This is a genomic window from Mesorhizobium sp. Root695 (assembly GCF_001428185.1).
GTDB lineage: Bacteria > Pseudomonadota > Alphaproteobacteria > Rhizobiales > Rhizobiaceae > Mesorhizobium.
Map to the genome: position 1 here is coordinate 28,296 of NZ_LMHO01000011.1, position 13,045 is coordinate 41,340.

Sequence of the window (13,045 nt, forward strand, 5' to 3'; positions counted from 1 at the left end):
GGTTGGTTCTCCGCGCCATCATACCAACTATATCAGGGCGTGGACAAACAAGGATCTGCCCGTTGCAGCCGATAATGGATACCTCCCTGTGGCTGGCGCACAAGCGGCGCGCGCTCACCCATCCGGTTGACGGCGCGGACTTCCTCATGCGTCGCACCGCCGAGGATCTTGCCGACCGGCTGGGTGCCGTCGAGCGCCGGTTCGGCAAGGCGGCTGTGCTGTTTTGCCAGACGCCGGCGGCAGCCGAAACGCTCGCCGAAAGCGGCAAGGTCGCCGACATTGTCCGCGTCGAGACCGATACGGCTTTCCTGAGTGGTGGCGGCGCCGGCTTGATCGCACCGCTCGAAACCGTGCCGTTCGAGCCGGAGAGCCTCGATCTGGCGGTTTCGCTTCTGTCGTTGCAGGCGATGAACGACATTCCCGGCATGCTGATCCAAATCCGCCGCGCGTTGCGGCCGGACGGGCTTTTCCTCGGCGCCTTTGCCGGCGCTGGCACGCTTTTCGAGCTACGCGAAAGCCTGCTTGCGGCCGAGACCGAGCTTTACGGCGGCGCCAGCCCGCGCGTCATCCCGTTCACCGACGTGCGCGATGCCGGTACGCTTCTGCAGCGCGCCGGTCTCGCTCTGCCGGTCGCCGACGTCGAGACGGTGACGGTGCGCTACGCCAGCCTGTTTAACCTGATGGCGGATCTGCGAGCCATGGGCGAGACCAATGCGCTCACCGATCGTAGCCGGCGGCCGGGCTCACGCAAGCTGTTTGCGCGCGCGGCGGAAATCTACGCCGAGCGATTTTCCGACCCCGACGGCCGCATGAGGGCAAGTTTCTCGATCGTCTGGATGTCAGGCTGGGCGCCCGACGCATCGCAGCAAAAACCGCTTAAGCCGGGTTCAGCCAAGGTCTCGTTGAAGGCAATCCTGGAGGCTCCCGGCGGGCAATGATCCTGTCCGCAGGCGCGGAAAGCTAATGCATACCGCCCAGAAGTGGCCCCGGTTTTGGGAGAACGACATGCATGAAAAAACCTACATCTCAGGGTGTGAAGGCGTTCGCAAGCCTGCTGTTGTTGTCGCTGAACAGCCAGATGATCGAGTTGGAGACCTGGCCGATACCGCCGACGATGGCCAGCGACAGCACGGCGACGATCAGGCCATATTCGACGGCCGTCGCACCCTTCTCGTCCTTCAGAAAACGCCGCAGCACTGCTTTCATGACCTCAACCCCTCTGACCAGGACCTTACCGCCGATCTGTTAAGAAAGGTTAACGGCAAAGGCTTAACAGGCGGTGAAGCCGCCGCCTTGCCGAAATCTCTTAACCATGTCAGCAGTCGCCGCTGCTTCTGCCATTGGACCTGATGATGCAGACAGAACTGGGTTGCGGCTGCAGCACGCTACGGCGCAGCGTATAGGTTTCGCGATGGACCGAGCCGGTGGCCGTCATGTCCAGCCCGCCAGCAAAATCATCGCGGGACGACAGCGAGCGTGTCTGGCTGTCGAGGAACGGGGTTGCGATCAGCGCCAGCGCCACCGCGGCCGAACCGAACAGCAGCGTGATGCGCAATATGCCCATGCCCGCGTCGGCGGCGCGAAAGCTGCGCTCGGGCCGGATCGAGTCCCAATCCCTGTCTAGGCTCATGCTATCGCTCCCCAGCGAATCGGCGGCGCGGCCGCGAACGGCCATGCTTCAACTTTTCATGATGAGATAAATCTTCCATTAACGCTGGCTGATACGTCGCCACGGCCAGGAAGCGGCCGGACGGTAGCCCCTCAAAGAAGATCGATGAGGAAGGGGATCAGCGGCGCATCGGCCGGCGGCATTTGGTAGTCGCGCATCTGCTTTGGCCGCACCCATTTCAACGCCTGCCCTTCCCTGGGCTGTGCGATGCCGCGAAAGCGGCGGCAGATGAACAGCGGCATCAGCAGGTGGAAATCGTCATAGGAATGACTGGCAAAGGTAAGCGGCGCCAGGCACGGAATGTCGGTTTCGATGCCGATCTCCTCGTGCAGCTCGCGAATAATGCATTGTTCGGGCGTTTCCCCGGGCTCGACCTTGCCACCGGGAAACTCCCACAGCCCGGCAAGCTGCTTGCCCTCGGGCCGCTGCGCCAGCAGCACGCGGCCGTCGGCATCGACCAGCGCGCAGGCGGCGACCAGGAGCAGGCGCTTGCCGGCGGTCGTCCCGCCACTCATGCCATCACATCATTCATGCCATCACTTCATTCTTGACCCGGCGGCCGGCGGTAGTGGTAGCGATAGACTTCCTCGAAGCCGAGCGAATGGTAGAGCGCCAACGCCGCCACATTGCCGGCCTCAACCTGCAGCCAGGCTTCCCGCGCGCCACGCAGCCGCGCCCATTTCAGCGCCGACAGGATCAGGTTGCGGCCGTGGCCCTTGTTGCGCGCCGACTTGTCGGTGGCGACCTCGAACAGGCCGGCAAGATCGCCGTCGTGCACGCAGATCAGCGTCGCCAGCGCTTCGGCGCCATCCTCGAGCGCGAACAGTCCGGCCTCCGGCTGGATGGCACCGATGATCTCGGACAGGCCGGGCCGCAGCGAAACATCCGAACCGCTGACCTTGAGCGACGCGCCGATGAAGCGGCTGATGTCCTTCAGCGGAATCTGGTCCATGGCGGCATCGAGTTGTGCGTCGGCCAGCGGCAGCCGCATGACCAGCGACTCGTCGAACCGGCTCCAGCCCTCGCGGTCGAGATGGCTGGCGAGGTCCGGACCCGACAGTGGCGACATGCGGAACGTCAGCGGCCTGCCATAGGCATCGAAACGGCGGCTGGCCCGGCCGATACGGTCGGCCATGTGCTGGGTGTCGCCGGGATCGAGCGGGTTGACCGAGTTCAGACGCTTGGCCGGATGGCCGGCGGTCAGCCGCACCACCCAGGTGCCGTCATAGTGGACGGCGGCTGCCGGCCAGGCACGAAAGCCGGCCGCCTCGTAGCGGCGCACGATCGCCAGCATGCTTGCCGGATGCCTGGAGCCCAAAACCATCAGCTCCGATAATCGCCATTGATGGCGACATATTCCTTGGTGAGATCGCAGGTCCACACCGTCGCCTTGCCGCGGCCGATGCCGATATCGGCTCGGATACGGATGTCGTCGCGCTTCATGTAGGCCGACGTCGCCTGCTCGGAGTAGCCGGGGTCGCGCTCGCCTTCATGCGCGAGCCGGTTGTCGCCGAACCAGATCGACAGCCGGTCGCGATCGGCGGGTTCGCCGGCCTTGCCGACGGCCATGACGACGCGGCCCCAATTGGCATCCTCGCCGGCGACCGCAGTCTTGACCAGCGGCGAATTGGCGATCGACAGCGCGATGCGCTTGGCCGAACGCGCCGATTTGGCGCCGGTGACGGTGACTTCGACCTGCTTGCGGGCGCCCTCGCCGTCGCGCACCACTTGCAGCGCCAGCGATTTCAGCACCTTGCCGAGCGCCCGGCGGAACGCGCCGAGACGGGCATCCTTGGGGTCGGTTATCTCGGGCGCGCCGCGCTTGGCGGCCTTGCCGGTGGCGAAGATCAGCAGCGTGTCGCTGGTCGAGGTGTCGCTGTCGACGGTGACCGCGTTGAAGGTCTTGGCCGTGCCGCGCGACAACAGGTCCTGCAGGACGGGTGCGGCGATCGGCGCGTCGGTGGCAATGAAGGAAAGCATCGTTGCCATGTCGGGCGCGATCATGCCGGCGCCCTTGGAAATGCCGTTGATGGTGACATCGGTATCGCCGAGCTTGACGGTCGCTGTCGCCACTTTCGGATAGGTATCCGTGGTCATGATCGCCTTTGCCGCTTCGGTCCACAGCTCAGGCTTGCCATTGCTGACCAGCCCCGCGAGCAGATGGCTGAATTTGCTGGTGTCGAGCGGCTCGCCGATGACACCGGTCGAGGCCAGGAAAACCTCGCCTGCCTTGCAGCCGGCCGCCTTCGCCGCCGCCTCGCCGGTCAGGGCGGTCGACTCGCGGCCCTTCTTGCCGGTGAAGGCGTTGGCGTTGCCGGAATTGACGACCAGCACCCGCGCCTTGCCGGCACCGAGATTCTGCCGGCAGAAATCGACCGGCGCCGAGGGACATTTCGATTTCGTGAACACGCCGGCGACCGTAGTGCCTTCATCGAAAACCATGGTCAGCAGATCGGTGCGGTTCTTATACTTTATCCCCGCCTCGGCGGTGGCGATGCGCACCCCCTCGATTTCTGGCATCTTGGGGTATTTCTTCGGCGCAAGCGGCGAAATCGTCGTGGACATAGGGGCCTCGGGCGGGAAAATCGCAAGGGAAGGCCGGTTTGCCCGATACGCCGCGCCGGCGCAAGGGCGTTTTCGTCGCTCTTGCCGGAGGCGGGAGCCCACTCGGGATTAAGCTTGCATTTCAAATCTGTTGGCGCCGCCGGGGCCGATGGCGTTATGATCCTGCCCCATGGGCAGGCTTGCGATCCTCGCATGGGCATTTCTGGGACTTTTGCTGCTGAGCGCGAATGCACAGCCGCAGCGGCGCGTGGCGCTTGTCATCGGCAACGGCACTTACGCCGAAGCCGGCACGCTGGCCAATCCGGTCAACGACGCGCTCGACATCGCCGACAAGCTGCGTTCCATCGGCTTCGAGGTCATCGAAGGCAATGATCTCGGCAAGCGTGAGCTCGAACGCAGCATCGGCGAGTTCTCCGACGCGCTCGAAGGCGCCGGCGTCGGGCTTTTCTATTATGCCGGCCACGGCTTGCAGGTCGACGGGCGCAACTACATCGTGCCGGTCGACGCCAGGTTGGACGTGCCGGTCAAGCTCCAGCTCGAGGCCGTTCCGATCGACGAAATCCTCGACATCATGGAACAGCAAACCAAGGTCAGCCTGGTGTTTCTCGATGCCTGCCGCAACAATCCGTTTGCCCGCAGCTTGAGCCGCACCGCAACCACACGCTCGGCGACGGCGCTGGCCGGGCTGGCGCAGTTCGATTCGACGCGCGGCTCGTTCATTGCCTTCTCGACGGCACCTGGCGCCGTTGCCATGGACGGAAGCGGGCGCAACTCGCCTTTTGCCGCCGCCCTGCTGCGCCACATCGCCGAACCTGGCCAGAGCATCAACGACATGATGATCGCGGTACGCCGCGACGTGGTTTCGCAAACCCGCGAGGCCCAACGCCCCTGGGAGCAGGGCTCGCTGCTCGAACGCTTCGAATTCGTCTCCGACGGACAACCTGCAGAGCCGCAAAGGCCGGCCGCCGCTCCGATTCCCGCGACCGAAGTTGCCGTGCTCGAGCGCTCGGTGGGCGACGACAAGGGATCGATCGAAAAGTTCCTGCGCCAGGATTATCTGACGCCGGACACCAAGGCGATGAGCGAGACCGTCAAGCGGCTCTACGGCCCGTCGGCCACCATTTTCGGCACAAGCTACGACGCCGAGGCCATCGCCAAGGTCAAGGCCGACTGGTTCGCGCAATGGGCCTCCTGGTCGCTTGGCCTGGAGCCCGGCAGCCTGGAGGTCACTCCACATGGCGAGGATGGCGCCGAGGCTGTCTTTGCGATGCGCTACGACTATCTTCCAAAGGACAAGTCGGCGGCACGCCTGATCGGCAAGGCGCGCGTCACGCTTGGACTGGTCAAGGCAGAGGGCGGCTGGCGCATCGAATCCGAGACATCGCAAGCGATGCAGTAAGCATCATCTTTGATCCGTCAAAAACGGTCCGTTTCGTTTCACCGCGACCTCGCCTATATTGCCGGCGAAATTGTTGGCGAGGACGACAGAAATGGCCGAGGACGCCGACCCGGCGCGCAAATCGATCGGTGCGCGGCGCAACCCCGCCAGCGCCGATGCCATTCTCGAAGCAGCCGAGGCTGTGCTGGTCGAGGCCGGTTATGCCGGTTTCTCGATCGAGGCGGTGGCGCGGCGGGCCCGCGCCGGCAAACCCACCATCTATCGCTGGTGGCCGAGCAAGGCCGCATTGCTGCTCGAAGTCTACCAGCGCCAGAAACGCGTCGATGTTCCCGATACCGGGCGACTGGAAGAGGATCTCGTCGGCTTCCTGAAAAACCTGTTCGCCCACTGGCGAGAGACATCGTCGGGCAGCGTGTTCAGGTCGCTGATCGCCGAGGCGCAGTCGGATGATACGGCGGCCGCGGCCCTTGCCGACTATGCGCTGGGCCGACGCTCCCATACCGGCCAGATGGTCGAACGTGCCAGGGCAAGGGGCGAAATCGCCGCCGACATCGATTCGGCTGTTGTCGCCGACCTGATCGCCTCCTTCGCCTGGAAGCATCTGTTGACCAACCGGCTCGACGAGGACGAAGCGACCATACGCAAGGCCGTCAACTACGTGATGCGCGGCATAGCGGCGCCGGCTGGGTAAAGCCGGTCGGCACCGGCAGATAAAAAAGAGGCACGGCAACCCTGGCTGCCGCGCCCTCTTCAAAAAAGTTCTTTCAGGCCTACTTGGCGCTTTCCAGCGTATCGACCGCCTTTTTCAGGTTCGCGTCGGGGATCTCGACCTTGGCGCCGGCGCGCAGCGACTTGACCAGCGCGAAATACTTGTCGCGGATCACCGCCTGCTTGGCCTGGTCCTTGACGTCGTTGAAGGCCGGCGGCTGCTTGGTGCGCTTGTCCTCGAGCTTGATGACATGCCAGCCGAACTGCGACTGCACCGGCTGCTCGGTGTATTTGCCGACCTCGAGCGCGAAGGCCGCCTTGTCGAACTCCGGCACCATCTGGCCAGGTCCGAACCAGCCGAGGTCGCCGCCGCTGGTCTTGCCTGAGGGATCGCTGGTGTGCTCGTTGGCGAGCTTCTGGAAGTCGGCGCCGCCGTCGAGCTGCTTGATGATGGCCTCGGCCTCTTCCTTCGTCTTCACGAGGATGTGACGGGCATGCACCTCGTTGGTGGGCGGCGTGTTGGCGATTTCCTGGTCGTAGCGAGCGCGAACCTCGGCGTCGGTGACCTTGTCGACGACGCCCTTCTCGACCATCTCGCCATGCAGCGCACGCTGCTGCAGGAAGGCCATGCGGCGCTGGAAGTCAGGGTCCTTGTCGAGCCCGGTGGTGACGGCCTGGGCGGCCATGACGCGGATTTCGATGGCAGCCGAAAGCGCCGCTGCACGGCGCTGCTCGGGCGGCAGTTGCGAGAACTGCTGCGACAGCTCGCCTTCGGCAAGCACGAGGTCGGCCTCGGTCAAGGGCTGGCCGTTGACCGTGGCGATCACGGTATTCGGATCGACAGGTGCCGCGGGCGCCGCGGCTGGTGCTGCTGCATCCGCTGAAGCGGGAGCGGTTTGTTGCGCCATCAGCGGCGACAGCGAAAGGGCCGACAGGCCGAAGGCCAGACCAAGGCTGGCGAGCGACGCGCGGCGGAACAACAAGGACATAAGATGACTCCGGTGGGGATTGTAAGGAGGGGGTGGCTTCCAGATCAGCCAGATTGTGGCGGAATTTGGCGCGCCCGGCAGGGCCAGCGCGGCGTTGACATCAGTTGAGCCCCCTCTTATCTGTCCAACGACTTTGCGTCCAGAACCGTTTTCCGGGCGCTTTTTGTGTTTGTCCACGTTCACGTGGAATTGATGGGGCCGGCCGGCGCTCATCTCAAGATTGAGAATTCTATCGAAAGGACCATTGGATGGTCAGTCTCGGCGGTCTCGCGCGTAAGGTTTTCGGTTCCTCCAACGACCGTCGGGTCAAATCGACCCGGCCTCGTGTCGAGGCGATCAATGCCATGGAAAACGAGATGCGGGCGCTCTCCGACGAGGAGTTGGTCGGCCGCACCGCGAAATTCCGTCAGGACATCGCCAACGGCGCCACGCTTGATGACCTTTTGGTGCCAGCGTTTGCCACCGCCCGCGAGGCAGCGCGCCGCGTGCTCGGCATGCGCCCCTTCGATGTCCAGCTGATCGGCGGCATGGTGCTGCACAATGGCGGCATTGCCGAGATGCGCACCGGCGAGGGCAAGACCCTGGTCGCGACGCTGCCGGTCTACCTCAACGCGCTTGCCGGCAAGGGCGTCCACGTCGTCACCGTCAACGACTATCTCGCCACCCGCGACTCCGAATGGATGGGCCGCGTCTACAAGTTCCTCGGCCTCTCGGTCGGCGTTATCGTCCACGGCCTGTCCGACGAGGAGCGCAGCGCCGCCTACGCCGCCGATGTCACCTACGCCACCAACAATGAGCTCGGCTTCGACTATCTGCGCGACAACATGAAATACGAGCGCGCCCAGATGGTGCAGCGCGGTCACAATTACGCGATCGTCGACGAAGTCGATTCCATCCTGGTCGACGAGGCGCGCACGCCGCTGATCATTTCCGGTCCGCTCGAGGACCGTTCGGAAATGTACAACACCATCGACACCTTCATCATCCAGCTGCAGCCGCAGGATTATGAGATCGACGAGAAGCAGAAGACCTCGATCTTCACCGAGGAAGGCACCGAGAAGCTCGAGAACCTGCTGCGCGACGCCGACCTGCTCAAGGGCGAGTCGCTCTACGACGTCGAGAACGTCGCCATCGTCCACCATGTCAACAATGCGCTGAAGGCGCACCGGCTGTTCCAGAAGGACAAGGACTACATCGTGCGTAACGGCGAGATCGTCATCATCGACGAGTTCACCGGTCGCATGATGCCGGGCCGCCGCTATTCGGAAGGCCTGCACCAGGCGCTCGAAGCCAAGGAGCATGTGGCGATCCAGCCGGAGAACCAGACGCTCGCCTCCGTCACCTTCCAGAACTACTTCCGCCTCTACAAGAAGCTTTCCGGCATGACCGGCACAGCGCTGACCGAGGCAGAGGAATTCGGCAACATCTACGGCCTCGAAGTCACCGAGATCCCGACCAATTTGCCGGTCATCCGCATCGACGAGGACGACGAGGTCTACCGGACGGTCGAGGAGAAATACAAGGCGATCGTCAGGGAGATCCGCGAAGCCAGCGCCAAGGGCCAGCCGACGCTGGTCGGCACCACCTCCATTGAAAAGTCCGAGCAGCTGGCCGAGCGCCTGCGCAAGGAAGGCTTCACGGATTTCGAAGTGCTGAACGCCCGCCACCACGAGCGCGAGGCGGCGATCGTCGCCCAGGCTGGCAAGCCCGGCGCCATCACCATCGCCACCAACATGGCCGGCCGCGGCACCGACATCAAGCTCGGCGGCAATGCCGAGATGCGTATTGAAGACGAACTCGGGGACATGCCGGCCGGACCCGAGCGCGAGGCCCGGGAGAAGGAAATCCACGCCGACGTCGAGCGGCTGAAGGACAAGGCGCTGGCCGCCGGCGGGCTCTATGTGCTCGCCACTGAACGCCACGAATCGCGCCGCATCGACAACCAGCTCAGAGGCCGCTCCGGTCGTCAGGGCGATCCCGGCCGTTCGAAGTTCTTCCTGTCGCTGCAGGATGACCTAATGCGCATCTTCGGCTCCGAGCGCATGGACGGCATGCTGCAGAAGCTCGGCCTCAAGGAAGACGAGGCGATCATCCATCCCTGGATCAACAAGGCGCTGGAAAAGGCGCAGAAGAAGGTCGAGGCGCGCAACTTCGACATCCGCAAGAACCTTTTGAAATATGACGACGTCTCCAACGACCAGCGCAAGGTGGTGTTCGAGCAGCGCATCGAGCTGATGGATGGCGAGGGCCTTTCTGAGACCATTGGCGAGATGCGCGAAGGCGTCATCGACGAGATCGTCGCCAAGGCCATTCCCGAAAACGCCTATGCCGAGCAGTGGGATGTGGCCGGCCTGAAGGCCGAAGTCGCCGAATTCCTCAATCTCGACCTGCCGATCGAAGACTGGGCCAAGGAAGAGGGTATCGCCGAGGACGACATCCGCGAGCGCATCACCCAGGCCGCCGACGCCGCCGCCAAGGAGCGCGCCGAGCGCTTCGGCCCCGAGGTGATGGGCTATGTCGAACGTTCGGTGGTGCTGCAGACGCTCGACCATCTGTGGCGCGAGCACATCGTCAATCTCGACCATCTGCGTTCGGTCGTCGGCTTCCGCGGCTACGCCCAGCGCGATCCGCTGCAGGAGTACAAGAGCGAGGCGTTCGAGCTGTTCCAGGCGATGCTGGGCAATCTGCGCCAGGCCGTCACCGCGCAGCTGATGCGCGTCGAACTGGTCCGCCAGGCCGCCGAAGCGCCGCCGCCCGAGGCGCCTGACATGTTCGGCACCCATATCGACGGCACCACCGGCGAGAACGACTTCGAAGGCGGCGAGACCGCCCTTCTGGTCCGCCCGGAGGTCGCTACGATCGTCGCTCCCGAGGATCGCGACCCCAACAACCAGGCTACCTGGGGCAAGGTCGGCCGCAATGAAGCCTGCCCCTGCGGCTCCGGCAAGAAGTACAAGCACTGCCACGGGGCATTCGCCTGATCATTTGATAGGTCGGCGCGCGAAGGATCGCCGACCTTCGATCCCGTCCTCCCGAACACACTTCCTATAGCAACCCTGATTCGCGTGCCGCCGCAGTGGCTTCACCGCGCGAAACGGCCTCCAGCTTGCCCAGCACCGCCGAGACATGGTGATCGACTGTTTTCGGAGAAATGGTTAGCTGCTCGGCGATCCGCTTGTTGGAAAAGCCACGTTCGATCAGCTGCAGCACTTCCATCTGCCGCTGGGTCAGGCCGGCCTGATTTTCGCGCGTCGTGCGGCGCGGCCCCCGGGCGATATAGACGCCGTTGCGCCGCATCGTTTCGCGCACATGCTGGGCCACCGGTCTGGCACCAAGGTTTTCGAAAATCTCCAGCGCCAAACGCTGTGCTTCCTCGTCACCCTGGGTGAGCGCAAGCCCGCGTTCATAGGGTGCGTTGAGGTCCGCCCAAAGTGACGCGGCCGCCCGCCAGTCTCCGGCGAGAAGCAGTCGGTAGGGCGCGGCCATGCCTGATGTATCGCCGGGGTCGGCATCCGGAGCCAGCTTCTGCCGCCATGTCGCCAGCTCGCTGAATACCGCGCGTGTCGGCGACAGGCCCTCGGCAAGATCGATCAGCCGCAGCGCCTCTTGCCCGTCGCCTTGCCCTAGCCATGCCTGCTCGGCCATGACGGCCGCATAGGGCGCCAGCCGCTGCAGCTCCATTCCCTTTTCCAGGAACTGTTTCATTTCCTGGAAAAGCGGTTCTGCTGAAGGATCGCCACGCCGTATCCGGAGTTTCGCCAGTGCAATCAGCGCGGGATAGCGGACCAGCATGGTCGCATGGTCGTTGGACAGCACATCGAGCGCCTCGGTAGCGGCCTCTTCCCATTGCCCCTGGCGCAGCTGCAACTGCGCCAGCACGCCGCGCATATAGTCACGCCAGGTGACGAGATCGTTTTCAACGCAATAGTTGATGCCGCGATCCAGGAAGGACTGTGCCGCGTCGAAGCCAAGCTGGTTCATCTCGCTGCAGGCGCTGTTGGTGAAGGCGCGCGCCGCATGTTCCTGAAAATTCTGCTCGAGTGCGATCTCCAGGCTGCGGGCAAGGTGCAGCCGCCCCGCCGCCGGATCCAGCCACTGCTCGGAGCTGCCAAGATTGTTAAGCGCGTGGCAGACGATGTCGGGCCGGTTCATGCGCTCGGCAAGGTCGACCGCCTTTTCGCCAAGCAGCAAGGCCTCGTCCAGCCTCTCGGCCAGCATCGCCAGTTGCGAGAGGTTGGAGTAGGCCATGGCGAGTTCGGCGCCGGCCGGCACGGTTTCCAGCAGTGCCACCGCCTGCTCGCCGAAGACGTCGGCGGCCTTGCGGTCACCTATCAGATAGGCAAAGCGCGACAACCATCTGAGGCTGTCGCCTTCCTTCGCCTTGTTGCCTTGAGCCTGATGCAGGAGGCGCGCATGGCCCTGTGCCTCGATGGCCTCTTCGATCTGGCCAATGAGATGGCATTCGAAGGCATATTTCTCGTAGAGCACGGCGCGGTCCACCGCTGGCAGGCTGTTGGCATGCCGCAGGGCGACCTCATAGTAGCCGGCGGCGTCACGATGCGCGCCGACGCGGGATGCTTCGCGCGCGGCAAGCGGCGCGAATTCGCGCACGGCTTCCAAATTGTGCGCCTCCACCGCGTGATGCACCAGGCGACCCGCGGAGACATCGCTGTTTTCGAGCAGCGCGGCCAACGCGCGCTGGTTGAATTGCCGCCTGCGGCTCGTCGTCAGCATCATTTCAACCGCGCGGCGGGCGATCTCGTGGCGGAAGGCATAGCCGTCGCCCATATCATCCAGCAGGCCGGCGGAGACGCATTCCGCCAGCTGCCCGGCGCTGGCGACGCCGCACAGGCCCTGCAACGCCCACGCATCGGCGCGCCTTGGAAACACCGACACCGCGTCGAGCATCGAGCGGGCGCCGGCAGACAGCCGCTCGGCCCGCGCCAGCACGGCGTCGCGCACGCTGGCGGGCGGTGTCGTTTCACTTTCGGCGCACAACAATTCGGTGACGAAAAATGCGTTGCCGGCCGTCGCCCTATAAATGGCGTCGCCATCGCGGCCCGCCGCATCGGCCAGCGACAGCACCGCCGCCTCGCTGAGCAGCGGCACGTCGATGCGCGCGACATTGGCCGCAGGGATTTCACCCAGCGCGCGGCGCACGCGCATCTGTGCTTCGCTGCGGTCGTTGCGCGCCGTCACCAGAAGCAAGATGTGGGTGTTGACGATGCGCCGGCCGAGAAAGCGAACGAAATCCAGCGTCGCGTCGTCGGCCCAGTGCAGATCCTCGATCACCAGCAGGCTTGGCTGCGTCTTGGTCTCGAATATCTCGAGCGCATCCGAAAACAGCGGCAATCTTTGTCCTTGCCGGTGGTCGATCGCTTGCGGGAGCGCCCATTGCGCCTCACGGGCAAGATCATAGAGCGGCCCGAGCGGATCGGGTATCGACAGATCCTCGCAGGCGCTGCGCAAGATGCGTGTGCCTTCTGCCGCGCGGCCGATGAAGGCCTCGACGAGCGACGTCTTGCCGGCGCCCGCTTCTCCCCCCAGCGCCGCCACCCGGCCACGGCCGCGTGCTGCTTCCATTAACAGGCCGTCCAGTAGCTCCAGCTGTGTCTGCCGTTCCAGAAGCATTGTCATTCTCTCGCAAGATTGGGGGATTGCCACCATGGTGGGTGCCGCCACGATAGCCTTGGGCGAGAGCGTTGCAATGTGACT

The 13,045-nt window shown here is 64.3% G+C and carries 11 protein-coding genes; 4 read left to right on the top strand and 7 right to left on the bottom strand.

Annotated elements, in window-relative coordinates; translation table 11 throughout:
* Positions 1-62 precede the first annotated feature (62 nt).
* Positions 63-938 carry a methyltransferase domain-containing protein gene (locus ASD99_RS12400; protein ID WP_056583471.1) on the top strand — a complete coding sequence of 292 codons (876 nt, stop codon included), beginning with the start codon at positions 63-65 and terminating at the stop codon, positions 936-938.
* A gap of 88 nt (positions 939-1,026) precedes the next feature.
* Here the strand turns inward: ASD99_RS12400 and ASD99_RS12405 are convergent, their stop codons facing one another.
* The 5 genes from ASD99_RS12405 to argJ form a co-directional block, all read right to left on the bottom strand.
* The gene (locus ASD99_RS12405; protein ID WP_056583474.1) at positions 1,027-1,206 is read right to left on the bottom strand and encodes a Flp family type IVb pilin; all 180 of its coding nucleotides are present in this window, start codon (positions 1,204-1,206) and stop codon (positions 1,027-1,029) included.
* Positions 1,207-1,315: 109 nt separating this feature from the next.
* Complete coding sequence (locus tag ASD99_RS12410) at positions 1,316-1,630, bottom strand: hypothetical protein (RefSeq protein WP_056583880.1); 315 nt, start codon at positions 1,628-1,630, stop codon at positions 1,316-1,318.
* A gap of 131 nt (positions 1,631-1,761) precedes the next feature.
* Positions 1,762-2,184, bottom strand: a complete 423-nt coding sequence (mutT, locus tag ASD99_RS12415; protein ID WP_056583476.1) for an 8-oxo-dGTP diphosphatase MutT — start codon at positions 2,182-2,184, stop codon at positions 1,762-1,764.
* A gap of 26 nt (positions 2,185-2,210) precedes the next feature.
* A complete protein-coding gene (locus ASD99_RS12420; protein ID WP_056583884.1) occupies positions 2,211-2,963 on the bottom strand; it encodes a GNAT family N-acetyltransferase in 753 nt (250 codons plus the stop codon).
* Between the two features lie 29 nt (positions 2,964-2,992).
* Entirely contained in the window at positions 2,993-4,234 is a 1,242-nt protein-coding gene (gene argJ / locus ASD99_RS12425; protein WP_056583479.1) for a bifunctional glutamate N-acetyltransferase/amino-acid acetyltransferase ArgJ, read from the bottom strand.
* Between the two features lie 169 nt (positions 4,235-4,403).
* On the opposite strand from argJ, the gene ASD99_RS12430 reads away from it, so the two are divergent.
* Together ASD99_RS12430 and ASD99_RS12435 are read left to right on the top strand one after the other, a co-directional pair.
* On the top strand, positions 4,404-5,633 hold the full coding sequence (locus tag ASD99_RS12430; protein WP_057143835.1) for a caspase family protein: 1,230 nt from the start codon (positions 4,404-4,406) through the stop codon (positions 5,631-5,633).
* Between the two features lie 91 nt (positions 5,634-5,724).
* The gene (locus ASD99_RS12435) at positions 5,725-6,324 is read left to right on the top strand and encodes a TetR/AcrR family transcriptional regulator (RefSeq protein ID WP_057143836.1); all 600 of its coding nucleotides are present in this window, start codon (positions 5,725-5,727) and stop codon (positions 6,322-6,324) included.
* A 79-nt stretch (positions 6,325-6,403) separates the two neighbouring features.
* Here ASD99_RS12435 and ASD99_RS12440 read toward each other — a convergent pair whose 3' ends face one another.
* Positions 6,404-7,330, bottom strand: coding sequence for a peptidylprolyl isomerase (locus ASD99_RS12440; protein ID WP_057143837.1), 927 nt, complete (start codon positions 7,328-7,330; stop codon positions 6,404-6,406).
* Positions 7,331-7,578: 248 nt separating this feature from the next.
* On the opposite strand from ASD99_RS12440, the gene secA reads away from it, so the two are divergent.
* Positions 7,579-10,311: a preprotein translocase subunit SecA gene (secA, locus tag ASD99_RS12445; protein ID WP_056583490.1), complete on the top strand. Its 2,733-nt coding sequence runs from the start codon at positions 7,579-7,581 to the stop codon at positions 10,309-10,311.
* Between the two features lie 64 nt (positions 10,312-10,375).
* Here secA and ASD99_RS12450 read toward each other — a convergent pair whose 3' ends face one another.
* Positions 10,376-12,961 carry an ATP-binding protein gene (locus ASD99_RS12450; protein WP_057143838.1) on the bottom strand — a complete coding sequence of 862 codons (2,586 nt, stop codon included), beginning with the start codon at positions 12,959-12,961 and terminating at the stop codon, positions 10,376-10,378.
* Between the last annotated feature and the right edge of the window lie 84 nt (positions 12,962-13,045).